General features: G+C 57.4%; 25 protein-coding genes and 1 tRNA gene. 17 read left to right on the forward strand and 9 right to left on the reverse strand.

Translation table 11 applies throughout. The features are described 5' to 3' along the window. Positions 1-37: 37 nt before the first annotated feature. Both serA and MWU39_RS09890 read right to left on the reverse strand, forming a co-directional pair. Positions 38-1621 carry a phosphoglycerate dehydrogenase gene (serA, locus tag MWU39_RS09885; RefSeq protein ID WP_247159822.1) on the reverse strand — a complete coding sequence of 528 codons (1584 nt, stop codon included), beginning with the start codon at positions 1619-1621 and terminating at the stop codon, positions 38-40. 103 nt (positions 1622-1724) lie between these two features. Then, positions 1725-2891: a phosphoserine transaminase gene (locus MWU39_RS09890; protein ID WP_247159823.1), complete on the reverse strand. Its 1167-nt coding sequence runs from the start codon at positions 2889-2891 to the stop codon at positions 1725-1727. A gap of 172 nt (positions 2892-3063) precedes the next feature. On the opposite strand from MWU39_RS09890, the gene MWU39_RS09895 reads away from it, so the two are divergent. Then, on the forward strand, positions 3064-4266 hold the full coding sequence (locus MWU39_RS09895; RefSeq protein WP_247159824.1) for a glycosyltransferase family 1 protein: 1203 nt from the start codon (positions 3064-3066) through the stop codon (positions 4264-4266). Between the two features lie 4 nt (positions 4267-4270). Here the strand turns inward: MWU39_RS09895 and MWU39_RS09900 are convergent, their stop codons facing one another. Together MWU39_RS09900 and MWU39_RS09905 are read right to left on the reverse strand one after the other, a co-directional pair. Further along, entirely contained in the window at positions 4271-4708 is a 438-nt protein-coding gene (locus MWU39_RS09900; RefSeq protein WP_247159825.1) for a hypothetical protein, read from the reverse strand. Positions 4709-4823: 115 nt separating this feature from the next. Then, positions 4824-5468: a PadR family transcriptional regulator gene (locus tag MWU39_RS09905; RefSeq protein ID WP_247159826.1), complete on the reverse strand. Its 645-nt coding sequence runs from the start codon at positions 5466-5468 to the stop codon at positions 4824-4826. A 106-nt stretch (positions 5469-5574) separates the two neighbouring features. Between MWU39_RS09905 and MWU39_RS09910 the strand changes: the two genes are divergently transcribed. From MWU39_RS09910 to MWU39_RS09925, 4 genes are read left to right on the forward strand one after another with little or no spacing between them, the layout of a single operon-like run. Next, a complete protein-coding gene (locus MWU39_RS09910; RefSeq protein WP_247159827.1) occupies positions 5575-6891 on the forward strand; it encodes a replication-associated recombination protein A in 1317 nt (438 codons plus the stop codon). Continuing rightward, entirely contained in the window at positions 6855-7583 is a 729-nt protein-coding gene (locus MWU39_RS09915) for a hypothetical protein (protein WP_247159828.1), read from the forward strand. Before MWU39_RS09910 ends, MWU39_RS09915 begins: the two co-directional genes overlap by 37 nt. Then, positions 7583-8482 carry a hypothetical protein gene (locus tag MWU39_RS09920; RefSeq protein WP_247160359.1) on the forward strand — a complete coding sequence of 300 codons (900 nt, stop codon included), beginning with the start codon at positions 7583-7585 and terminating at the stop codon, positions 8480-8482. Before MWU39_RS09915 ends, MWU39_RS09920 begins: the two co-directional genes overlap by 1 nt. 15 nt (positions 8483-8497) lie before the next feature. Next, positions 8498-9271: a hypothetical protein gene (locus tag MWU39_RS09925; RefSeq protein WP_247159829.1), complete on the forward strand. Its 774-nt coding sequence runs from the start codon at positions 8498-8500 to the stop codon at positions 9269-9271. Here MWU39_RS09925 and MWU39_RS09930 read toward each other — a convergent pair whose 3' ends face one another. After that, positions 9272-9673: a TM2 domain-containing protein gene (locus tag MWU39_RS09930; RefSeq protein ID WP_247159830.1), complete on the reverse strand. Its 402-nt coding sequence runs from the start codon at positions 9671-9673 to the stop codon at positions 9272-9274. Positions 9674-9862: 189 nt separating this feature from the next. Between MWU39_RS09930 and MWU39_RS09935 the strand changes: the two genes are divergently transcribed. Together MWU39_RS09935 and MWU39_RS09940 are read left to right on the forward strand one after the other, a co-directional pair. Further along, positions 9863-9938, forward strand: a tRNA-Thr gene (locus MWU39_RS09935). 104 nt (positions 9939-10042) lie between these two features. After that, positions 10043-11329: an NADH:flavin oxidoreductase/NADH oxidase family protein gene (locus tag MWU39_RS09940; protein WP_281501100.1), complete on the forward strand. Its 1287-nt coding sequence runs from the start codon at positions 10043-10045 to the stop codon at positions 11327-11329. 6 nt (positions 11330-11335) lie between these two features. On the opposite strand, the gene queF is transcribed toward MWU39_RS09940, so the two are convergent. Next, positions 11336-11806 (reverse strand): preQ(1) synthase, encoded by a 471-nt coding sequence (gene queF, locus MWU39_RS09945; RefSeq protein WP_247159832.1) that lies wholly within the window; start codon positions 11804-11806, stop codon positions 11336-11338. Between the two features lie 541 nt (positions 11807-12347). Between queF and MWU39_RS09950 the strand changes: the two genes are divergently transcribed. The 10 genes from MWU39_RS09950 to MWU39_RS09995 all read left to right on the forward strand — a co-directional run bounded on the left by MWU39_RS09950 (position 12348) and on the right by MWU39_RS09995 (position 21045). Continuing rightward, positions 12348-13223, forward strand: coding sequence for a hypothetical protein (locus tag MWU39_RS09950; protein WP_247159833.1), 876 nt, complete (start codon positions 12348-12350; stop codon positions 13221-13223). 48 nt (positions 13224-13271) lie between these two features. Beyond that, the gene (locus tag MWU39_RS09955) at positions 13272-14126 is read left to right on the forward strand and encodes a sulfurtransferase (protein ID WP_247159834.1); all 855 of its coding nucleotides are present in this window, start codon (positions 13272-13274) and stop codon (positions 14124-14126) included. Beyond that, entirely contained in the window at positions 14123-15334 is a 1212-nt protein-coding gene (gene metC / locus MWU39_RS09960; RefSeq protein WP_247159835.1) for a cystathionine beta-lyase, read from the forward strand. The genes MWU39_RS09955 and metC overlap by 4 nt, the downstream gene beginning before the upstream one ends. Continuing rightward, positions 15334-16437: a mechanosensitive ion channel domain-containing protein gene (locus MWU39_RS09965; protein WP_247159836.1), complete on the forward strand. Its 1104-nt coding sequence runs from the start codon at positions 15334-15336 to the stop codon at positions 16435-16437. The genes metC and MWU39_RS09965 overlap by 1 nt, the downstream gene beginning before the upstream one ends. Positions 16438-16513: 76 nt before the next feature. Then, positions 16514-17272 (forward strand): uroporphyrinogen-III C-methyltransferase, encoded by a 759-nt coding sequence (gene cobA / locus MWU39_RS09970; RefSeq protein WP_247159837.1) that lies wholly within the window; start codon positions 16514-16516, stop codon positions 17270-17272. After that, positions 17269-17565 (forward strand): DUF2849 domain-containing protein, encoded by a 297-nt coding sequence (locus MWU39_RS09975; protein ID WP_247159838.1) that lies wholly within the window; start codon positions 17269-17271, stop codon positions 17563-17565. The genes cobA and MWU39_RS09975 overlap by 4 nt, the downstream gene beginning before the upstream one ends. Before the next feature lies 1 nt (position 17566). Then, positions 17567-19195 (forward strand): nitrite/sulfite reductase, encoded by a 1629-nt coding sequence (locus MWU39_RS09980; protein WP_247159839.1) that lies wholly within the window; start codon positions 17567-17569, stop codon positions 19193-19195. Next, the gene (locus MWU39_RS09985; protein ID WP_247159840.1) at positions 19188-19646 is read left to right on the forward strand and encodes a DUF934 domain-containing protein; all 459 of its coding nucleotides are present in this window, start codon (positions 19188-19190) and stop codon (positions 19644-19646) included. The genes MWU39_RS09980 and MWU39_RS09985 overlap by 8 nt, the downstream gene beginning before the upstream one ends. Continuing rightward, positions 19639-20397, forward strand: a complete 759-nt coding sequence (locus tag MWU39_RS09990) for a phosphoadenylyl-sulfate reductase (protein ID WP_247159841.1) — start codon at positions 19639-19641, stop codon at positions 20395-20397. Before MWU39_RS09985 ends, MWU39_RS09990 begins: the two co-directional genes overlap by 8 nt. 45 nt (positions 20398-20442) lie before the next feature. Next, on the forward strand, positions 20443-21045 hold the full coding sequence (locus MWU39_RS09995) for a hypothetical protein (protein ID WP_247159842.1): 603 nt from the start codon (positions 20443-20445) through the stop codon (positions 21043-21045). Here MWU39_RS09995 and MWU39_RS10000 read toward each other — a convergent pair. Genes MWU39_RS10000 through obgE form a run of 3 tightly spaced genes read right to left on the reverse strand, consistent with a single transcriptional unit; the run spans position 21042 to position 24143 of the window. After that, positions 21042-21956 (reverse strand): NAD(P)H-binding protein, encoded by a 915-nt coding sequence (locus tag MWU39_RS10000; protein ID WP_247159843.1) that lies wholly within the window; start codon positions 21954-21956, stop codon positions 21042-21044. The two genes, MWU39_RS09995 and MWU39_RS10000, sit on opposite strands and share 4 nt — an antisense overlap. 2 nt (positions 21957-21958) lie before the next feature. Further along, positions 21959-23080 carry a glutamate 5-kinase gene (gene proB / locus MWU39_RS10005; RefSeq protein WP_247159844.1) on the reverse strand — a complete coding sequence of 374 codons (1122 nt, stop codon included), beginning with the start codon at positions 23078-23080 and terminating at the stop codon, positions 21959-21961. Positions 23081-23084: 4 nt separating this feature from the next. Then, a complete protein-coding gene (gene obgE, locus MWU39_RS10010; RefSeq protein ID WP_247159845.1) occupies positions 23085-24143 on the reverse strand; it encodes a GTPase ObgE in 1059 nt (352 codons plus the stop codon). Between the last annotated feature and the right edge of the window lie 34 nt (positions 24144-24177).

Genomic DNA, 24177 nt, shown 5'->3' on the forward strand with positions numbered 1-24177 from the left:
CAAGCCCGAGCCCGCATTCCGAACAGATTTCAGTCAATTAAAAGACGAGCGATGTCACCGTCTTCACGCCATCGACCTTTTCGGCCTCGGCAATGGTTTCGGCGGTTGGCGCTTCGTCGAGGCTCAACAGCAGCACGGCTTCCCCGCCGGCATCGCGCCGACCGAGGTTGAATGTACCAATATTGATGCCGTTATCGCCGAGCAGCGAGCCGATGCGCCCAATAAAGCCCGGTTTGTCGTCATTGACGATGTAGAGCATGTGGCCATCCAGCTCGGCTTCGATACCGATACCGAAAATCTCGACCAGCCGCGGTTTGTCACTGCCAAAGAGTGTGCCCGCGACAGAGCGTGGTCCGGCTTCGGTTTCAACGGTCACACGGATCAGCGTGTTGAACGCACCGTCGCGCTCATGGCGGATTTCGCTCACTTCAAGGCCGCGTTCCTTGGCGAGATATGGCGCGTTGACCATGTTCACGGTGTCGGAGTAGCGACGCATAAAGCCCGCCAGAACAGCGCCCGTAATCGGCTTACCATTAAGCTGTGCAGCGGCGCCTTCGCGTTCGATGCTGATCTTGGTCAGATTGCCATGGGCCAGCTGACCCACCAGCGAACCCAGACGCTCTGCCAGCGCCATGTAGGGCTTCAGCTTCGGCGCTTCTTCGGCAGAGAGCGATGGCATGTTGAGCGCGTTGGTGACGCCGCCATTGACGAGGTAATCGGCCATCTGCTCGGCAACCTGCAGCGCAACATTGACCTGCGCTTCAGTGGTCGATGCACCCAGGTGTGGCGTACAGATGAAGTTCGGAGCGCCGAACAGCGGATTTTCCTTCGCCGGTTCTTCAGCGAATACGTCCAGAGCCGCGCCAGCAACCTGGCCGCTTTCCAGGCAGTCTTTCAGCGCAGCTTCGTCGATCAATCCACCGCGTGCGCAATTGACGATCCGGATGCCCGGTTTCGCATTTTCCAGCCGCTCACGGCTCAGGATGTTGCGCGTCTGATCGGTCAGCGGAGTGTGCAACGACACGAAATCGGCGCGTGACAGGAGATTGTCGAGATCGACTTTCTCAATGCCCAACTCCACCGCGCGGTCTTCGGTCAGGAATGGATCGTAAGCGATCACTTTCATCTTCAGGCCCTGAGCACGGCTGGCGACGATCCCGCCGATATTGCCCGCACCGATCAGGCCGAGCGTTTTGCCGGTCACTTCGATGCCCATGAAGTCTTTCTTGGGCCATTCGCCGCTTTGCGTGCGCGCATTGGCAGCAGGGATCATGCGGGCCAGCGCCATCGTCATCGCGATGGCATGTTCAGCCGTAGTGATCGAGTTGCCGAACGGCGTATTCATCACGACAACGCCTTTGCCGCTGGCATAGGGAATATCGACATTGTCGACCCCGATGCCAGCACGGCCAATCACTTTCAGGTTCGTCGCCGCATCCAGAATTTCTGGTGTCACAGTGGTCGAAGAACGGATCGCAAGGCCGTGATACTCGCCGATGCGCGCCTTCAATTCTTCCGGGCTTTCACCGGTAATCACATCAACATCACAGCCGCGCTCTTCAAAAATGCGCGCTGCATTCGGGTCCATCTTGTCAGAGATGAGCACTTTGGGTTTGGTCATTGGGTTTTCCTTTGGCCAGCCGCGCGCCCTTTCAGGCGTCGCGGTCTGTAAATCTCAATTAACAGGGGAGGCAGCGGCCCGAACATGCCGGACCGCGCACCAATCAGCCGTTCTTGACGGTCTCGTAAGCCCACTCGATCCACGGCAAGAGGCGCTTAATGTCCTCCTGCTCCAGAGTGCCGCCGCACCAGATGCGCAGCGATGGCGGGGCGTCTCGATAACCGTTGAAGTCATAGCCGACATCCCGCTCTTCAAGCATCGCGACGATTTTCTTCGGGACGGCGGCCTGATCTTCAACCGAGAGGCTTTCATACCACTCACCCTGAAACACCATGCAAACACCGGTATTGGTGCGCAGCGCCGGGTCCGACGCCATATTGCGCAGCCACGGTGTCGCCTCGATCCAGTCCTTCACGATGTTCGCATTGGCATTGGCGCGGTCAAACATCGCCTGACGCCCGCCAATCGATTTCGCCCATTCAAGCGCAGCGATATAATCTTCGGTCGCCAGCAACGAAGGCGTGTTGATTGTCGCGCCTTCAAAGATACCGCGATTGAGCTTGTCGCCCTTTTTCATGCGGAACAGCTTGGGCAGAGGCCATGCCGGATCGTAGCTTTCGATCCGCTCCACCGCCTTGGGTGAGAGGATCAGCATGCCGTGCTGAGCTTCGCTGCCCATCACTTTTTGCCAGCTGAAGGTCGTCGCATCGAGCTTCGCCCAGTCCATCTCCATGGCGAAGATGGCGCTGGTCGCATCGTTGATCGTGATGCCCTCACGGCCCGGCTCAAGCCAGTCCGTGTTCGGGATCATCGCGCCCGAAGTCGTGCCATTCCATGTGAACACAACATCATTGCGCTGCGGGATGGTCGAAAGGTCGGGAATTTCGCCATAATCGGCGGAAAGCGTTTGCAGGTTCGGCAGTTTGAGCTGCTTCACCGCATCCTGAATCCACACATTGCCAAAGCTTTCCCACGCTGCGACCGTTGCCGGGCGCGCAGGATCAAGCATCGTCCACATCGCCGCTTCGAGAGCGCCCGTGTCCGATGCTGGCATGATGCCAACAAGGTAATCGTCCGGCACACCCAGCAGCTCACGCGTCAGGTCAATCGCGTATTTCAGCCGGCCTTTTGCGAGCTTTGAACGATGCGAACGCCCAAGCGATTCAGTTTTGATTTTGTCGAGGGACCATCCGGGAAACTTAACAGTCGGGCCGGATGAAAATTGAGGACGTGCCGGCTTTACTGCCGGCTCGGCAGGTACGTTAGTCATTGATATTCTCTCCTTACAGAGAGCTCGCGCGGCGTTGGGACCGCGTGGCCCACTGGCCGCACTAAAGATGCAGGTTTGAGAGTCAACGCCCGAAATGGGTTTGATCAACCGAAAGAGCTTTTTCCCGTGCCCTCTCGCAAATCGCGCACGGCTCGCCTAAACGGGGCGCGATATGGAAACATCCGATCTGCGCATTGCCCTGTTTAGCGGCAACTATAATTACACCCGCGACGGGGCGAATCAGGCTCTCAATCGGCTTGTAGGGTCGTTGCTGGCCAAAGGTGCGCAAGTACGCGTCTATTCGCCTACGGTGGATGAACCAGCGTTTGAACCGACGGGCGATTTGATCGGTGTGCCATCCGCAGGCGTGCCATTCGGCCGCGGTGAATATCGCATCCCGACAGGCCTCGGTCGCAAAGTGAGGCGCGATCTGGAAAAGTTCGCGCCAAACATCGTCCACCTGTCTTCACCAGACCCCGCCAGCCACGCCGCGCTGCGTTGGGCGCAAGATCACGACATTCCCGTCCTGGCTTCCGTTCACACCCGGTTTGAAACCTATCCGCGCTATTACAAGCTCGGCTTTCTCGAGCCGCTGGTCGTGAAATTGCTCAAAAGGTTCTACAATAGATGCGACGCCTTGGTTGCGCCATCCGACAGCATGATCGAAGAGCTTCTGGAACAGAAGATGCATGACGATATCGGTCTATGGAGCCGGGGCGTTGAACGCTCTGTCTTTTCGTCCGAAAAACGCGATCTGGAATGGCGTCGCTCGCTCGGCTTGGCCGATGATGATGTCGCGATTGTCTTCCTTGGCCGTCTGGTCATGGAAAAGGGATTGGACGTCTTTGCCGAAACTATCGTCCAATTGCGCAAGCGACAGGTTCCTCACAAAGTCCTCGTGATCGGTGATGGTCCGGCGCGCGAATGGTTTGAAACGAACCTACCCGGCGGGATTTTTGCAGGCTTTAAGACAGGCCCTGATCTGGGTCAGGCGCTGGCAAGCGGCGACATTTTCTTCAACCCGTCAATCACCGAAACATTCGGCAATGTCACATTGGAAGCGATGGCCTGCGGCCTGCCTGTTGTCGCAGCCGGAGCGACCGGCGCGGCCAGCCTCGTCAATCACGGCGTTACAGGCCAGCTTGTGCCGCCGACCAAGGACAAAGACACCAACGCGGTCGCCTTCGCCGAAGCCATCGCCCCGTATTGCACCGATCCGGCACTGCGCATGTCCCACGGCGCGGCTGGAGAAGAGCGCAGCCGAGAGTTTAGCTGGGAAGCTATCAATCAGGTTGTGGCGGACACCTATATTCGCCTTGTGGAAGACCGCCGCGCGCTGCAGGCAAAAGAGGCGGTCGAAACCGCCTCCTCATAGCGGACTATTTGAGCACGCCCGAGCGAGCCATACGCGACGCGTAGAAAAACAACGCGATGGTGATCACCCAAATTGCAACAGCGAACCAAAGCTGACCATGGGTTTGCATCGATTCCGGGATGTCGGCAGCGGCGCGTTCGTAATATGTCGTGCCGAGCAATCCGATGATCGAGATACCAAACAACCAAACCGCGAACTTTCGGCGCAGCAGCAAGGCGATTGAGCCCAAAAAGCATCCCCAAACACCGAGCGCCCAAAAGGCAACGGCCCATGCCGGGAAACTGGAAAAGTAAGCGATCTGCTCAGGGGTCATCCCCATCGCATCGAGATTGCCAGTTTCGGTGGCGAGGTAGCTTGCAACTCCGCCAGCGTTCCAGATTGTTGCGATGATTCCCACCACCCACAAATGCCAAGGCGTTTTCGCCTGTCCAAGCTCGTTCATTCTATCCCTCCCAAGACGGTGCGACCCGATCCATACGAGTGAAGATAGTGAAACGATAAAGGCGCGGCAAACCCGTTAAGGATTGCCGCGCCTTCAGCATCAGTGTGTTGTTTGGCTACATGCGCTCAATGCGCTTGGCGACCTCGTCGATAATGTCGACAATTTCATCAATGGCCGCTTTGTCGAGCTTGCCGTTGCTTGCGCGGTTTTTCAGCACATTGGCGAGGTTGCCCATCGCACGGAAGAGGTCGGGGGATTTCTCTTTCACACGTTCGGCGCGGTCGCCGTGCTCGGAAATGCGGCCCATCAGCTGATCGACCTCGTCGCTGCGCTCTTCCAACTCAGCAACACCGGTTTTGGTCGCCTTGAACGGTTTCTTGCTACTGACGTCCTCATCCTTGCCTTTGCCCTTGGGCTTGGCCTGTTTGATCTGGCCCTCTTCTTCAAGCATTTGCAGCGTCGGATAAACGGCACCCGGGCTTGGCGCATAAGCGCCACCTGTCATGTCTTCGATGGCCCGGATCAGTTCATAGCCATGGCGCGGTTCTTCATTGATCAGCGCAAGCAATGCGAGGCGCAATTCACCGGACCCGAACATGCGGCCACGGCGCTTGCTGCGGCGCGGGCCGTCTTGCCAATTGCGACCCCGGCTCTGGCGGCGTTCACCGCTGTCCCAATCGCTTGCGGCAGATGCCGCCATCATCGCAATCATCGGGCCGAGATTGTTCCAGCCGCCTTTTCCATATTTCTGCCAGGTCATTATCTATTGCTCCAGATACGTTTTGATAGGTTGAAGATATATCTTAGAGCTGTCGTTACAAGAGGTGCATGGCTTTTTCCGACGAGCGTCCTATTTCGGACGATGAATGGCTGACTTGTTTGGAAATGACCCCGCACCTGCGCAGCGCGATGAACCGCGTGAAGATGCGCCGCTGGCTGATCGCCTGCGTCCGCGCGCGCTTTCTGAAATCATCGGGCAGGATCATCTGACCGGCCCGGAAGGCGCGATTGGCCGAATGGTTGCAGCGGGCAAACTGTCGAGCATAATCCTTTGGGGACCGCCGGGCACTGGTAAAACCAGCATCGCCCGATTGCTAGCCGATGAAGTCGGTATGCGCTTCACCTCGATCAGCGCGGTGTTCTCCGGCGTGGCCGATCTGAAGAAAGCTTTTGCCGAAGCGGAAAAGATGGCGGGAGCGGGCCAACGCACGCTTTTATTCGTAGACGAAATCCACCGATTCAACCGCGCGCAGCAAGACGGGTTTCTGCCATTTGTTGAGCGCGGCACCGTCACATTGATCGGCGCGACAACCGAAAATCCCAGCTTTGCTTTGAACGCCGCTCTGCTTAGCCGCGCGCAAGTCCTAATTCTGGAGCGCCTCGATCATGCCGCGCTCGAAGCTTTGCTTGCACGCGCCGAACAATTGGAAGGCCCCCTTCCCTTAGCCAACGATGCAAGAGCCGCTTTGATCGCCAGCGCGGATGGCGATGGCCGGTTCCTGCTGGGTCAGGCAGAAACGCTGTACAACGCGGCCATCCCGGAACCGCTTGATCCCGCCGCGCTCGGCGCTTTTCTTCAACGGCGGGTCGCTGTCTATGACAAGGATCGCGACGGACATTACAATCTGATCAGCGCGCTGCATAAATCGCTGCGAGGCTCCGATCCGCAGGCGGCGCTTTACTACATGGCGCGGATGCTGACGGCAGGCGAAGAGCCTCTTTATGTCCTGCGCCGCTTGGTCCGCTTTGCCAGCGAGGATATCGGTCTCGCCGACCCGAACGCCCTCACCCAATGCCTAGCGGCAAAACAAGCTTACGAATTTCTTGGCAGCCCCGAAGGCGAAGTCGCGATTGTTCAGGCGTGCCTCTATCTTGCGACCGCTCCCAAATCGAACGCCGCTTACAATGCGCAAAAGGCTTCTTTCCGCGCGGCCAGGGAAACCGGTAGCCTGATGCCGCCCGCCAATATCCTCAACGCGCCGACCAAGCTTATGAAAGACATTGGATACGGCGAAGGGTATTCATACGACCACAATTCCGAAGACGGCTTTTCAGGCGACAATTACTGGCCAGATGGCATGGAGCCTCAGGAATACTATACGCCTGTAGAACGCGGTTTTGAGCGTAAGGTGAAGGAGAGAATGGAATGGTGGGCGAAAAAACGCGCCGAATTGCAGGGGTGATGATCGCAGCCGCCGTTGCAAGCCTTGCCTCGGTGGCTCCCCTAGGTGCGCAAGAGGTGCCGCAAACGCGCCCAGACGCAAGCACAGAATGTCCCGATAGACCCATCCTGGACGATGCACAGCCTGACCGCGAGACCGCGCTTATTTTGCCTGATGAATGGGCAGAATTTGCCGATATGTCGATGTACTGGCTGGCCGTAAAAACCCAGCTCAACGCAGTTCATTGCGTCGAAACCGCATGGGCACTTCATACGGACAAATTTGAGAGATTGAACGAACGCTTCTTAGGGTACGAATGGCACGGATACGAGGCCGGCGGCTATATGCTGATCGATACAGCGGGCACCGGTAGTAGCACCGATACCGGGGCCAAGCCGGTGTTCTCGCCATTGGGAGGATACTTTGCCGCAGTGCAATTCTCGGATGCGGGATGGGGCGGATTGGAAGGCTTCGCAGTCTGGCGCACCTACGCTGGCGGCATGACGCCCATACATGTCGATACCAACCTGCCAACAATGGCTGATTGGCGCATCGACAAGTGGGAGAATGACGGCTGCTTGCATCTCTCCGGCATTCCTTATGATCGGATTGAGGATTGGAGAAATTTGGCGCAGTACCAGCGCGACCGATACGTATCGCGCGCTCGCGATGGCTGGAAAATCCGTGCTGGTAAGGATTGCTCTCCATCGTGATGCGCGATTGGGATCACTTTGTCGCCATCGATTGGTCCGGTGCCAAGGGCGAACGGCACAAAGGCATCGCGATTGCCATTGCCGATGTCAAAGGCGGTCCGCCAGTACTGGTCGATCCGCCGACACGCGGTTTTTCCCGCCCCGAAGTGATGGAAATCCTGCGGAGTGATCTACCCGCCAACTCTCTGGTCGGCATAGACTTGGGGATCAGCCTGCCGTTCAATGATGCAGGGGCCTTCTTCCCCGGCTGGGATAGAAGCCCCAAGAGTGCGAAACGGCTCTGGGCGATGATAGACGCGATTTGCGACAATGATCCGCATTTGGGCGCGAATAGCTTTGTCACCCATCCCGACGCCTCGCGATATTTCCGGCATGGGAAAGACCATCTGGGTGACCGATTCCTGCTGCATGGTGCGGTCACACGAGAAGGTCGTTTTCGCGAAGCAGAGACCGCGCAGCGGGCGCAAAAATGCCGCCCCGTAAGCAATTTCAACCTCGTCGGCGCTGCGCAAGTCGGCAAGAGCTCGCTGACCGGGATGAGAATGCTGCATCAGTTGCGCGGTCAATTGCCAGTATGGCCGATGGACCCGATCCCCGACAAACGAATCACCAAAGGCGGATCGATGCTCGTGGAAATTTACACCGGACTCGCTTCCAAAGAGACCGCAGCGTTGGGCGCACGAACCAAATTGCTAACTTACGCAGACCTCAACGCGGCATTGTCAGCGCTGGATTGTCCCGCAATCGACCGAACCGGAGAAATCGACGATCACTCCTCGGACGCATTGCTAACGGCAGCATGGCTGCGGAAAGTCGCACCAGAAAAGCGCAGATGGGAACCCAAGTGCCTAACAGCCGAAATCGCTTACACTGAAGGCTGGACCTTCGGCGCGCTCTAAGACAACCTGCTCACCATGAGCGATTTTTCTATCAGTTTTGGCTTTGAAGGCTCGGGTTCACCGACGCACCAACCCGCATCCTCCACAGAGCCGCAAATCGAATTTCTGTGTGATCCGGCGCTGGCGGGGACAATTCCACAGCCGGAACGCGCGATACGCTTTGCCCCGGACTGGTTTCGCAAGTTAAAGCCCGAAATGGACATGCTGGATGCGGAGGGTTTGCCCGGTCTCACCGCGAAGGCATGCCTGCCTATGACCGATGCGTTCTCGCTCGGCTTCGTCATTCCGCTGCCTTACGATGTTCAATTGCGCGTGCCCGATGATGAAATGAATATCGCGATGGGCTGGAGCGATCATTGTGCGTTTGCTCCGCTTGAAACGCACATGCCGCAACAATTGGGCGCGCCCGAGCCGCCATTTTCGCAAGTCATGCCTCTGAAATTCGTCAATCCGTGGCGGATCAAAGTTCCGGATGGCTATTCTCTGTTGTTTCAGCCGCTTGCCAATCGGCCGGAGCTGCCATTTTACTGCTTTTCCGGACTCGTAGATTGCGACCGTTTCGACACGACGATCAATTTCCCGTTTATTTGGACAGGTGGACCGGGTGATTTCAGACTGTCGGCTGGATCTCCGATGGTTCAAGTTATCCCGATCAAACGCGGCACCTTGATCAAAGGCCACACCGCGCGGGGTTCAACCGAAGATGAACTTGCCGAGCAACAATCGGCCAGCACACGCAAACACACCGAGGAATCGACCTACCGAAAAGACTGGCGGGTCAAGAAATAGCTACCGATAAAGGTTCGAGGTATCGCGCCGGTCTTTCCGATATCCAGTCGTGCGCAAATCTTCGAGCATCGCCTCGCGTTTGCGATCAGCCTGTGTCTGGACTTTGGGGGCTGCAGGCACAGGGGCTTCGGGTGAGCCATGTGATAACATGTTGATGGTCTTCATGTTTTCATCACGGATCAGGCCAGGAATCAACACCAGATCGGCAAGCAACCATGGGATAAGAACCAGCCACCCGATCACCGAAAGCGCCAATACCAGCTGCGCAATACCTGTCTTGGTTGAACCAGCGTAAAACCGGTGAACTCCGAAAAAGCCAAGGAAGAACCAAAGCAGATAGGCAATGCCCACCGACTTACGGTTTGCTTCAAACACCATTTGTTTATGCGCGCTGTCGTTCATAATTCGTCCCTGTAACGCTTCTGTTCTTGGGCGGATGATGATCTGGGCGCAAGCTTCAATTGCCGATCATCGACGAAACGCCAAACCTTGTCGGCACACGCATTGCGCCAGACTGATAATTGCCTCTTGAGGGGATCGAAGCTTTCGACTAGAGGACGGCTCCGCTTCGAAAGAGGCGATCAGAAATGGGCCGGCTTAGCTCAGTTGGTAGAGCAGTTGATTTGTAATCATCAGGCCACGCGTTCGAATCGTGTAGCCGGCACCATTTCTATTTTCCCACTCCATAGTTGCTCCCGCCACTAGCTGGTTTGTCTAATCTTCTGCCATACGCTAGTTAAGTTGCAAATGACGACTTAACTGGAGCGCGAGATGGGCACCGAACTGAATACCCCGCTGACACTTCCGTGCGGGGCCGTAATGCCCAATCGTATCGCCAAGGGCGCGATGACAGAGGGGTTGGCCACACCTGACGGTCGCCCAACTCCCGAACTTGAGCGGCTTTACGGCATTTGGGCCGATGGCGGCGCGGGTATGTTGCTGACCGGCAATATCATCATCGACAAGGATCACCTCGAGCGGCCGGGAAATGTCGTGATCGACCGCGAGCCACACGCCGACATGGCCGAGCGGCTTGCGAGTTGGGCCAAAGCAGGCACGCGCGCCGGCAACCATTTGTGGGCGCAGATCAGCCATGGCGGGCGACAAACGCAGAAGCTGGTGAACCCGAATCCCAAATCATCATCCGATGTGGCTTTGGCTTTGCCTGGCGGGCAGTTTGGGAAGCCCACACCGCTTACGAAAGAAGAAATTGCCGATCTGGTGAACCGCTGGGCAATCGCAGCGAAGGCTTGCAAAGACGCGGGATTTACCGGCGTGCAAGTCCACGGTGCACATGGCTATCTGATCTCACAATTCCTCAGCCCGCGAGTTAACCTTCGAACCGATGAATATGGCGGAAGTCTGGAAAATCGTGCGCGTTTCCTGCTTGAGGCCGTTTCCGCAGTTCGCATTGCTGTCGGAGCAGATTTCCCGATCTCTGTTAAATTGAACAGCGCCGACTTCCAGAAGGGTGGTTTCGCGTTTGAAGACAGCATAGCTGTGGTGAAATGGCTTGAGGCCGCCTCTGTCGACCTGATCGAAATTTCAGGCGGCACCTATGAACAACCCAAATTGATGGGCGTTGAGGGAATGGAGGAAGAAGAGGTTCAGAATGTCGCCCCTTCGACTGCCGCTCGCGAGGCCTACTTTGTTGACTTTGCCAAGGCTATGCAGGCCGAAGTGAACGTCCCGCTGATGGTGACCGGCGGTTTCCGCAGCCGCGCAGCGATGGAGCAAGCGTTGGACATGGGGGCCGCCGATGTGATCGGATTGGGCCGCCCGATGTGCCTGAAAACGGATGCTCCACAACAGTTGATGGACGGGCTAGACGCCCTTCCGCGCTATGAGGACAATCTTGATTTGATCCCAAGCTGGCTTGGCTTTCTGAAACGCCTGCAAATGATGAAGGCGCTCAACGGCTTTGCGGGCATTTACTGGTTTTACGAACAGCTTTGGATGCTTGGCCATGAAGGGCGCGTGGATGAAAGCTATCCAGTGTTCAAAGCCTTCCGCGCTGTCGAAGCCCGCAACAAAGCGATTATGAAAGCGCGTCGCTAGCCCTGACTAACCACGCCCGCGATAGCTGGCTACGCCTTGATCAGGCACCCAAAGATCGGCGGGCGGAGCGCCTGTTTGCCAGAACACGTCAATCGGAATGCCGCCACGCGGATACCAATATCCGCCGATGCGAAGCCAGTGCGGCTTCATTTCCTCAGCGAGCCTCTGACCAATCCCAACCGTCACGTCTTCATGGAAACCATTGTGATTGCGGAAGCTGCCAAGAAACAGCTTGAGGCTTTTCGACTCAACTATCGTCTCGTTCGGTGCGTAGTCGATGACCAGATGCGCAAAATCGGGCTGGTCGGTGACCGGACAAAGCGAGGTAAATTCGGGCGCCGAAAAGCGGACCAGATACATTGATCCTTTGCGCGGATTGGGCACGTAATCGAGTTGCGCCTCTTCCGGTGATCGGGGAAGCGGCGTGTCTTTGCCGAGAAATGCTGGCTTGGGGTCGTTTTCGGGTGTGCTTTCCATGCCGCGCTGTTGCCGCGAAAGTGCAGGATACGCAAGCGGGGAACTGGACTGTCGCGCAGCAATATCTATGTCGGGCTCCGGCCAGACCCCGTAGGCCGACCGTTAATGTAGCCGATTGTACAAGACCCGCACCATGCGCGCTCCGACACGTTCACCTTTGTTTTCCAGAGCACCACTTTTGTGGTCAGCTGCGCTAGCCCTTGCTACGTCAACGGCATTGGCGACGACGCTTTCCGCTCAGGAAAGCCCACCCGAGTTCTCTCTGCCCGATCCCACTCCGACGGCGACGCCAACGGGAGCGCCGCAGGGTCCAGTGGATGTGCGCAGCGGTGTGCCAATTGGGCCCCGGCGTATCCAGCCGCCAGTGGCAACTCCTACGGAGGCAGCACCCCCGACTCCTTCGCCGACCGAAACAGCTCCATCGCCGGACGCAGCAACATCAACTCCAGAAGTTGCAACAGAGAATACAGCTCCGGCCGAGCGGACCGCATCTGATCCTACTATCCGAACGCAGGCTCAAACACGAACGCCGCCGACGGTGGTGAGTTCGCCTTCCCCCCAAATACAAACCGATCAAACCGCCAGCCCAGACCCTGCCGAAGACGCGCAGCCAGGCTTCGATGACAATAGCCTTTCTCCAAGTGAGCGGATTGATCCCGCTGGTCCGGCTGCTGCTGCCGCGAGCAGCACAAATCAGAGCACAATCGGTACAGGCGGCTGGTTCGGGTCGCCGCAAATGTTTGGCGCGCTAGCGGCTCTTATAGCGCTCTTGGGAGGGATCGGCTGGTGGTTCTGGCCCCGTAACCGTGGTGATGTCGGCTCTCCAGAATTGCTCGCAGCGCCTAAACTTGCCGCTTACGTCCGCAAACCAAGTGCCCCGATCGAGCCAGCTCCGACGCCTACGGCACCGATACCACCTGCTGCTGGAATAGCGCCGAAAATGGCGCTTGAGCTGAACATCGCGAGTGCTTCACGCAGTATGATGATGTTCACAGTCGAATACCGGCTCAATATCGCAAACCGCGCTGATCAGGCGCTGCGCGATCTATCAATCAGTGCGCGTTTGGTATGCGCGAAACGCTCGGCGAGCATGCCCGCCTCCATTGACGACAAACCCGCGCAGGAAATCGAACGCATCGGCCCCAACCAAAGTCGCACGGTAAGCGGCACATTGCAGATGCCGCTGAGTGAGATCAGCCCGTTACGGCAAGGCGCAAAGCCATTGTTCATCCCGCTGATCGAAATGAGCGTAAAAGCAGCTGACCAAGACACCAAGGCTCACAAATTTGTGCTCGGCCTACCAAGTGCGGCCAGTTCAACGCGTCTTCATCCCATCCCGCTCGATACGCCTCCGGGCGGAGTGCGGGGTTTGCGCGCAAACGAGATCAAGGACGCGGCTGTAAAACAGACCGCCTAAGCGAAACCTCCCTTGGCGCGGAGTTCAGGCCGCGCTACTCCGCTTGGCATGAGCGAACACATCAACAGCCTCGTCTCGACCGAATGGCTCGCCGCAAACCTCGACGCACCTGATCTGATTATCCTTGATGCGTCGCGGCATCTGCCCGCAGCCAACCGCGATCCGATTGCAGAATTTGAAGCCGACCATATCCCCGGCTCCCGATTTCTTGATCTCGCCAATCTGACAGACACCGCTTCACCCGTCCCACAGGCGCTGCCAAATGCCGCTCAATTGGCTCAGCAGCTCGCGCGCCTTGGCGTGCAAATGGACCACAGGATTGTCCTCTACGATGACAGTGCGGTCAAAACTGCGGCACGCGCATGGTTCATGTTGATCGCCCATGGGATCGAAAACGTGGCGATACTTGATGGAGGCCTAGCGAAATGGCGCGGCGAAGGGCGTGCTTTAGAAACCGGTCAAGCAGAGTTTGCAGCCGCTGCTGTCGGTACGCTCGCAGAAGCCCAGGGTCTCCGCTTCAAAGCGGACATTTTGGCCAATCTTGAAAGCAAGGAAGAACAGGTTCTTGATGCACGCGCCGCAGACCGTGTGTTTGGCAATGGTATTGATCCCGTTCATGGCGGCGAAAATGGGCGCATACCCGGCTCATGCAATCTGCCCTTCGGCCAAGCCTTCAATGGAGACGGAACCTACAAATCAGCTGATGATCTTCGCACGGCATTTGAGGGGGCAGGCATCGATCTATCAAAGCCAATCGTTACATCGTGCGGAAGCGGAGTGACGGCGAGCGTTCTCCTCTTCGCACTGCACCTCATCGGTAAATACGACATAGCCTTGTACGATGGCAGCTGGGCCGAATGGTCAGCCGATCCGGCAACACCGAAACAACAGGGTCCGCAATGAGCGGTAAGGACCCGAAAGATATGCGCCCTGCAACGCGCGTCACCAATGCCGGGAGACGCGAGGAATGGACCGGGCCTGTGGTCAACACACCCGTCTGGCGGGCCTCAACCCATCTCTATAAGAAAGAATCCGACCGAAAAGCGGCAAACAAAACCAATGCCGACGGCGGGTTCTTTTATGGCCGCCGGGGCGCGCCGACGCAGTGGTCTCTCGCCGAGGCTCTGACGCAGATTGAGCCCGGCGCACACGGCACAGTGCTCTATCCAAGCGGGGTTGCGGCAATTGCTGGCTCCCTGCTCGCGGTTCTGAAACCGGGTGACCGCTTATTGATGAGCGACAACGCCTATGATCCCTCACGAAGTATGGCGACCGGGTTGCTGAAACGCCTTGGCATTGCTCACACCTTCTTCGATCCGCTTGACCTCGATACCTATCGACACTTGTTCGATGAGCCGGTTAAAGCCGTGTGGCTGGAAAGCCCCGGTAGTCTGACCATGGAAGTCAGCGACGTGCCTGCTCTGGCCGCGATTGCACGAGAAAACGGCGCGGTCAGTTTGATCGATAATACGTGGGCAAGTTCGCTCGGTTTCGCCGCGCTGGATCATGGCTGCGATATCGCGATGATGAGCCTTTCCAAACATGTGGGCGGGCATTCGGACTTGATGATGGGCAGTGTCAGCGCCGGAGAGCGGTGGTATCGCGCCTTGCGCCGCACGTCCCAGGAACTCGGTCAGGTCGTTTCGCCCGATGATGCGGCGCTTGCCGCGCGCGGGCTCCGCACGATGGCAATCCGGCTCGAAAAATCGACCACCAGCGCCATCCGCGTCGCCGAATGGCTCTGCGATCAGCCGCAAGTAGCGCAGGTGATGTGCCCGATGCTGACGAACGATCCAGGGAATCCACTATGGAAGCGCGACTTTACTGGCGGTTGCGGCCTCTTCAGCTTTGTTCTGGCTTCAAGCGATCCTGACGCTAGCGGGAAACTGGCCGATGCGCTGGAGCTGTTCGGTATTGGATACAGCTGGGGTGGGTTTGAAAGCCTCGCACTTCCGATTTTTCCGCTTGATCACCGCGCCGCCATGGCGTCACCGACAAAGCCCGCGAGCGATACTGGCGTTAAACCTGCCATTCGCCTATCCATCGGCCTCGAAGACACAGATGACCTGATTGCCGACCTCGCACAGGCGCTTGAAAAATTGGATGATTGATGACCGCTTCTGCCTCGTTGCCCGCTGATGTGACCGAGACGACCGACCCTTCTGCCGAAGGCGAAACTGGCGCGGAGGGAACTCCTGCGGAGGAAACAGCGGCAACGCCCGAACCGGAGCCGACACCGGAAGAGCCGGTCGAGGCAATCGAGGCCTCCCAGAACATCGTAGAAGGTGTAGGCGAGAAGAGCGAAACGGCAGGCGCTGTGCTGCAGTCGTTTCAGGATTTTGCTTTCGAAATTGGCAATATGCGGATTTCGCTGCTCGATGTGCTGCTCGTTATCGGGGTTATCCTGTTCGTTATCACCCTCGCCTGGGTGGCGACGCGCCTCAGCCGCGGCTTGATCAGGAAAATTACGCGGTTTGACAGCACGCAGAAACTGCTCGCTGAAAAGCTGAGCACGGTTGCGATCTGGGCGCTCGCGTTCCTGATCGGGATCGACATGCTCGGTATCGATCTGACCGCGCTGGCCTTTTTCGGCGGTGCGTTTGGTCTGGCCATTGGTTTTGGTTTGCAGAAAACCTTCGGCAACCTGATTTCAGGCATCCTGCTGTTGCTCGACAAGTCGATCAAGCCAGGCGATGTTATCTCTGTAACCGATCAGGCGGGTAACGAAGCGATCGGGCAAATCCGTAAGATCGGCATCCGCGCCATTTCCGTTATTACTCGCGATCAGACCGAGCATTTGATCCCGAACGAAAATCTGATGATCAATCAGGTGGTCAACTGGTCCTATTCCTCGCGTGATGTCCGGGTAAAAACCCCAGTCGGTGTGTCTTATGGCAGTGACCTCCATCTTGTCACGAAGCTGCTTTATCAAGCCGTAGACGACACGCCGCGCGTTCTTGAGCGGCCAAAGCCCCGCGTAAATCTTATGGGCTTTGGGGATTCGTCCGTCGATTTCGATTTGCGTTTCTGGATACAGGACCCCGAGGAAGGCCTCGCGAATATCCGCTCCGACGTATATATGCGGATTTGGGAGCTGTTTAAGGAAAACAATATCGAAATCCCGTTCCCGCAGCGCGATTTGAACCTTCGCTCAAGCGATCAGATCGATCGTTTGATTGAAGCCATGTCCGCTCAAACCAGCGCGAAGAAATAGACCGCAAAAGCTTTCCTTAGCACGCGCAAACCCATTCTCACTGGCGAATGGGCGATGGGTCGATCATCTCGGCCCCATGGAAAACACCGGAACAATATTTCTCGTTGGCGCAGGGCCGGGTGATCCCGACCTTTTGACGCTACGAGCCGCTCGATTGATCGAGCAAGCCGAGACGATCGTCCATGATGGTCTCGTCAGCCGCGAGATACTCGCGATGGCTCGCCCAACCGCTCGCCTAATCTCTGTCGCAAAGCAGCGCTCGAAGCACACGCTGCCACAGGAAGAGATTAACGCCCTGTTGGTTCGAGAAGCTCTCGCCGGACGCGATGTTGTGCGCCTCAAGGGCGGCGACCCGCTGATCTTCGGTCGCGGCGGTGAAGAGGCAGAAGATGCCAAAGCCGCCGGTGTTAACGTGGAGATTGTGCCAGGCATTTCCGCAGCCAACGGCGCGGCAGCGGCGACCCAGATTGCTCTCACCCATCGCGACGCTTCCAGCATCGTCAGCTTTGTCGCGGGCCAATGCAAAGGTCTCTCGGATCAGAACTGGTCTGGCCTCGCCGGTGCTGGCCGGACGCTGGTGATCTATATGGGCGTCAAAACCGCACCGCAGATTGCCGAGAAGCTGATGGCAGACGGCCTTGCGCCGGACATGCCACTAGCCGTGATCGAAAACGCTGCGCGTAGCGATATGCGGGTGGTTCGCGGGATGCTGGCCGGTCTGCCCGATCTCGTCACAAACGAAAAAATCAAAAGCCCCGCTCTGATCGTGATCGGTGAAGTCACCGCTCGCGACAATGTTGCGCTTACTCAAACAGCTTTGGAGGCAGCCCGGTGAAAATCCTGACTGGAAACGATCTTAAATCCGGCGCCGTCATCTGGTGGGATGGCGAAAACTGGTCAATCTATGTCGATTGCGCTGCCGATGTCGGTGAGCAGGGACAAGAGATCCTCGCGCGTGAAGAAGCTCTTCGCCGCGTCAACGTGCCCTACATCATCGAAGCGGAACGCACCGAAGCCGGCGTGCGCCCTGCCCATATCAAAGACCGTGTGCGCGCGGTTGGCCCCACCGTTCGGCCTGATCTCACGCTCAACCCCCAAAACCCCGAAGCTCTCGACTGGGTAATCTGACATGTACAAATATGACAATTACGATCAGCAAATGGTCGATGCCCGCGTTGAAGAATTCCGCGATCAGGCACGTCGTCGCCTCGAAGGCAAACTGACCGAAGACCAGTTTAAGCCGCTGCGGTTGATGAATGGCCTGTACCTGCAACTCCACGCATACATGCTGCGCGTCGCCATTCCCTATGGCACGCTGAACAGCGAGCAGATGACGGCGCTCGCCAATATCGCGGACAAATATGATCGCGGCTATGGCCACTTCACCACGCGTCAGAACCTGCAATATAACTGGATCAAACTGGAGGATGCGGCGGACATCCTCGCCGATCTGGCCAAAGTCGAAATGCACGCGATCCAGACCAGCGGAAACTGCATTCGCAACATTTCGTCCGATCACTTTGCTGGCGCATCACATGACGAGCTTGTCGATCCGCGCCCTTACGCAGAGCTGATGCGGCAATGGTCGAGCTTCCATCCGGAATTCACTTATCTGCCGCGCAAGTTCAAAATCTGCGTGATTGCATCGGAAAAAGACCGTGCTGCGATGCGCCTGCACGATATCGGCATCCAAATTGTCGAGAAAGACGGCGAAGTGGGCGCACGCTTCTTTGTCGGTGGCGGTATGGGTCGCACCCCGATGATTGCCCCGATGATCCGCGACTTTGTGCCGCTGGATCAACTGATCACCTATGCCGAGGCGTGCCTGCGCGTATACAACCGCTACGGACGGCGCGATAACAAGTACAAGGCGCGCATCAAGATCCTAGTCCATGAGCTAGGCAAGGACGAATATACGCGTCAGGTCGAGGAAGAATTCGCGCACATGCTTGAACAGGGCGTTGAGCCTCCGCGCGAGGAACTCGAGCGTATCAAGCCGTTCTTTGCCGATCCCGCCTTTGAGGATGGTCCCAAAACAGTGGATCGCTCTGATCCCGATTTTGCTTTGTGGGTGGATCGCAACACGCACCGACACAAACACGACAGCTATGCCAGTGCAGTTATATCGCTCAAACCTGTTGCAGGCATTCCCGGAGATGCAACCGGCGATCAGATGCGCGTGATGGCGAAGCTGGCCAAGCAGTACAGTTTTGACGAGCTGCGCATCATGCACACGCAAAACGTCGTCCTGCCGCATGTGAAGATCGCCGATCTTCATGCGCTTTGGACGCAGCTCGACGCAGCTGATCTTGGCGCTCCGAATATGGACACGATCGAAGACATGATCGCGTGCCCCGGCCTCGATTACTGCGCGCTGGCCAATGCCCGCTCTATTCCTCTTGCGCAGCGCATTTCGGAAAAATTCGATGCGTCTGGCAAGACCGAGAAATTGGGCGAATTGAAGCTCAAAATCTCGGGCTGCATTAACGCCTGCGGACACCACCATGCCGGTCATATCGGCATCTTGGGCGTCGATAAGAAGGGCAAGGAAAACTACCAGCTTTCCCTTGGCGGAAGCGAGGCGGAGGATGTTTCACTCGCGAAGATCACTGGCCCCGGCTTTGACGAAGACGGCGTGATCGAAGCGGTTGAGAAAGTGACCGATGTCTATCTCGATCAGCGCGAGGGAGAGGAACGGTTCCTGGACACCTACCGACGCATCGGAATGGCCCCGTTCAAGGAGGCGCTTTATGACTGATCGTGACGATCTTGGGACATCCCCAGACGAAGTGCAGTTCCGTTTCCGCGATGATGAGGTCGCCGATCACGGCACTGTCACGGTCGATGCCTGCTGCGACCAGACCAACGCAACTGCTGTGCGTATTGAACCAGGCGACGATGCGCGTGCGCTCTTGCCGTTTCTTGATAGGCTTGCGCTCGTCGAAGTGAACTTCCCTAGCTTTGCTGACGGGCGAGGCTATTCCTCTGCGCGCATCCTGCGCGAGGCCGGATATACAGGCGAGTTGCGCGCGGTCGGAGATGTGTTGATCGATCAACTCAGCCATATGCGCCGCTGCGGCTTTGATGCTTTTGCACCCGATACACCGCTGGATGAAGACGATGCGCAGCGTGCCTTCGCAACGTGGGATAATGTGTACCAGACCACGATCGATGGCCGCAAAACCATTCAGGAATTGCGTCATGAATGAAGTCCGCAAAATTGACCGCATCGATACTGCCCCGCGTTTTACAGAGCACGATGCCGTGCGGCTCAACCGGATGTTTCGCGGCTCCTCGACACAGGAAATGCTCGATGCCGTGATCAAAAGCAGCCTTGCCGGCGATGTGACGACCGTATCCAGCTTTGGCGCGGAAAGTGTCGTCCTGCTCCATCTGATCGCGCAGGTCGATCCATCGGTACCCGTCCTGTTCCTCGACACCGGAAAGCACTTTGCTGCCACGATCAAATACCGCGATGAAGTGGTGGAGCGGCTTGGCCTGACCAATCTCGTGGTGCTGACACCGGACGAGGCCAACCTTTCGGCCAAAGACGAGACCGGTTTGCGCTGGTCCTATGATCCGGATGGCTGCTGCGAAATCAGAAAGGTCATTCCGCTCGCAAGGGCACTCGCCGATTACGATGCGAGCTTTACGGGCCGCAAGGCGTTCCAATCTTCGACACGCGCAAATTTGCCGCGTTTCGAAGTGGACACTTCAGACGCGCAGGGCAGGCTCAAGATCAATCCGCTGATCGATTGGACTGCGGAAGACATTAACGCCTATTTGGAAGAGCACGATCTACCGCGTCACCCGCTTGTGGCCGAAGGTTTCCCGTCGATTGGATGCGAGCCATGCACACACAAGGTGGCAGATGGCGACGACCCACGCTCGGGCCGCTGGAAAGGCTGGGACAAGGTCGAATGCGGCATCCACCAGCCGGGCGAGGAACCGTTCCTTTGATCCGTTAGAGCTGAGTTCAGATCGCTCATGGTTTAGCTACTCCCCATGTTGATCTCACTGATGCTCGCCGCTGCTCAGCCTGCTTTACCTGAACCAACGGATGTGCCTTCGGACGCGCCCGATTGCTCTTACGATCTCGACGCAATGCTCAAGCTTGATCGAAATGACTTCGATCAAAAAATGAACAGCGGTTGGCGGAGAATCGGCGAATCTGGAGGCTGCGAGGCCGCTGCCGCCGAGCTTATCCGGGAATGGCGCCATGCAAAGCGCGACCATGCCTCCATCCTGTATTGGCATGAGGGACAGATGCGCGCCTCGGCTGGCCAAACCGATGAGGCCATCGCGTTGTTTAAATTGACCTATAAAGCCGCGGAAGATGATGCTGATTTCGGCTGGAACCACTACGTCGCTGGCACAATTGCCTTTCTGCAGAGAGATCGTGAGCGCCTCGACAATGCGATCAAGAACCTGAAATTGGTCCCAAAGCCCGAGAGTGCCAGCTTCAAAAAACCGGATGGATCAATCGTGCAGATGAGATGGCCACCGAACCTGAATGTACTCGAAGGCTTCGCAAAGTGTTGGGAAGAGTCATACGAAAACGTTTATGGTAACCGAGACTGTTCTACCTCGCCTAGTCTAGAAAACTAAAGCCAGCCTTCTTCTTTATACCAGTCAGCGGTCATCTTGAGCCCATCGGCTCCCGACCATACCGCTTGCCACACTGATAGCGGCGGCGCTTTCTTCATGTCGCACACCCAATCGGGGTGCAGCATATAGCCAACCCGGTCTGGCGTCAGCTTTGCCTTTGATCCGCGTAGCAACCCGTCAGCTTTCGCTGCAAACCGCATGACCGCTGGCGGCAAGGGCAGAGCTTTTGCGTGGTCATTGCCCATCGCCTCACCAATCATTTTGGCGAGCTCAGAATGCTCATAGCCAAAGCCATTGTCATCCCATGGCTCATAGGTCTGGCCCTTTGTGATCGGGTTTGCGGGAACAAGCGCGATGAGCAACCGCGCAAGATCCTCTACATGGATAATCGATGTACGCCCCTTCGCTGGAACCGGAACGATCCCGTACTTTGCAGTTCGGAACAGCTCGAACATATCGACATCGCGCGGGCCATAAACGGCAGGTGGCCGCACTATGGTCCAATCGAGACCGCTCGCCTTCACCAGCTCTTCAGCACGCGCTTTTGACCCGCCATAGGCAGACAGGTTTGGTTCGCGCGCAGACAGTGACGACACGAAAACAAAACGATTTACACCGGCCGCTTTCGCAGCTGCGATCATATTTGCCGTACCGGTAACATTGGCCGCTTCAAACCGGTCTGGATTGGGCGTGTTGGTGAGACCCGCAATGTGAACCACCGCGTCTGACCCGCCGACTAGTTCAGTCAAAGCGGCTGTGTCATCCAACGTACCGCGCACCCACTCAACGCGGCTCTGCGCCGGTTGCACACGCCTTGTCAGCGCACGGACAGAATACGCGCGGTGCAGCGCCACTTCGAGAGTTGCACTGCCGACGAAGCCGGTCGCTCCGGTGATTGCAATTGTGCTCATGCCTATCCGCTTACCATATGATCACGATGGACGACTGCAGCGCGCGGAGCATACCCCAGCTTCGCCTCTTGGTCGTCCTGTTTAAGGCCAATAATCGCGCGGCATTCATCGGAACTGTACTCGACCAGCCCTTGCCCCAATCGCTGCCCCTTCGGGCCATGCAGACTGACCAATGCGCCGCGCTGAAACTCTCCTTCGATCTCGATCAGACCTGCAGCAAGCAAGCTCGCACCGCCTTCGAGAGCCTCGACGCAGCCAGCATCTACTGTCAGCACACCTTCGGGTGCCAACCGGCCGCCAAGCCAGCTCTTGCGCGCACTATCCGCGCGAACAGGTATAAATACCGTCCCAAGCCCGTTTTTCATGGAACTTGCAATCGGGTGACTATCCGTACCGTTGATTATCGCGAGCGTTATTCCGGCTCGCTCAGCAATCCGTGCAGCTTGAAGTTTGGCGCGCATACCGCCCGAGCCCAAACCAGAGGACGATCCGGCTCCGGCCATGGCGATAACTTCAGGAGTTACGCCTTCGACGCGCTCAATCAGCTTTGCGCGGTCTTCTTCAGGAGGGCGGTCATACAGGCCGTCAACATCAGACAGCAGCATCACTGCATCAGCACCAGCAGCCTGCGCCACCCGCGCTGCCAAACGATCATTGTCGCCAAAACGGATTTCTTCGGTCGCAACGCTGTCATTCTCGTTGACCACGGGCACAGCGCCCGCTTCAAGCAAGCGTTCTAAGGTAGCGGCTGCGTTGAGATAGCGGCGGCGGTCTTCCAGATCGTCCAATGTCACAAGCATTTGCGCCGCAGTCAGGTCATGCTTGCCCAGCGCACCTGCCCAGAGCTGCGCCAAGGCAACTTGCCCGACGGAAGCTGCCGCCTGTGCATCTGCAAGGCTGGCTCTGCCGCCCTTCGGCAAGTCAAGACGCGCGGCACCAAGTGCGATCGCGCCCGAGCTTACGATGATGATTTCGGCTCCGTTTGCGCGCAGTGCCACAATATCTTGAACAAGAGCATCGAGCCACTCGCTGGCAGGCTCGCCCGATCGCACCAAAAGCGCGCTGCCGATCTTGATGACAATCCTGCGCGCCGTAGCGAGGTCTGAAATCGTGCCTATCGCCATAGAGTTAGATCGGGGACCATTCCCCGCCCGCCTCGTCTTCATCCTCGACTTCGACGGTGTTCGTCTCTGTCGATGTTCGGTCGGGGAGGTACCCGAGAACCGCATCCATCAGTTCGGAGATTCCCTCACCAGTAGCGCCTGAAATCGAGAAAACCTTGTCCGCGCCAGCGTCCATCAGCTCTTTGGCAAAGGCATCGCCGAGTTCAGCATCAGCGAGATCAAGCTTGTTCAGCGCAATCAATTGCGGCTTGTCTTCCAACCCAGAACCGTAAGCGGCCAGTTCGTCCTGAACGATCTTCATCGCTTCAGCGGGATCATCCCCTGCAATATCGACGAGGTGAATGAGCACACGGCAGCGCTCGATATGACCGAGGAACCGGTCACCAATCCCTGCACCATCCGCAGCGCCTTCGATCAGACCGGGAATATCAGCGAGCACAAATTCGCGCCCCTTATGCGAGACGACACCTAGTTTCGGGACCAGTGTCGTAAAGGCATAATGACCGACCTTCGCCTGAGCATTTGAAACGGCATTGATGAACGTCGATTTACCCGCATTGGGCAGGCCAAGCAGGCCCACATCGGCCAGCAATTTCAAGCGTAGCCAAACCCACATCTCCTCACTCGGAGTGCCCGGCTGATGCTGACGCGGGGCGCGATTGGTTGAGCTTTTGTAAGACGCATTGCCGCGCCCGCCCATGCCGCCTTCAAGGAAAACGATGCGCTGACCGATCTCAGTAAAGTCGGCGAGAACCTCTTCTTTGTCTTCGGAGAGAACCTGAGTGCCCACCGGGACCTTGATCACCAGATCAGGCGCAGCCGCACCAGTGCGATCCTTGCCCTGCCCGTGATTGCCGCGCTTGGCTTTGAAATGCTGTGCGTAGCGAAAGTCGATCAGCGTGTTCAGGCCCTGAACCGCCTCGAACACGATATCGCCGCCTTTGCCGCCATTGCCGCCGTCAGGACCGCCATATTCGACATACTTCTCGCGCCGGAAACTGACCGCTCCTGGCCCTCCGGCACCGGATTTGAGATAGATTTTGGCTTGATCGAGGAAATGCATGGGACGCACCTATGCATTTCCTCGATGAATTGCG

Source organism: Erythrobacter sp. F6033, from assembly GCF_023016005.1.
GTDB lineage: Bacteria > Pseudomonadota > Alphaproteobacteria > Sphingomonadales > Sphingomonadaceae > Erythrobacter.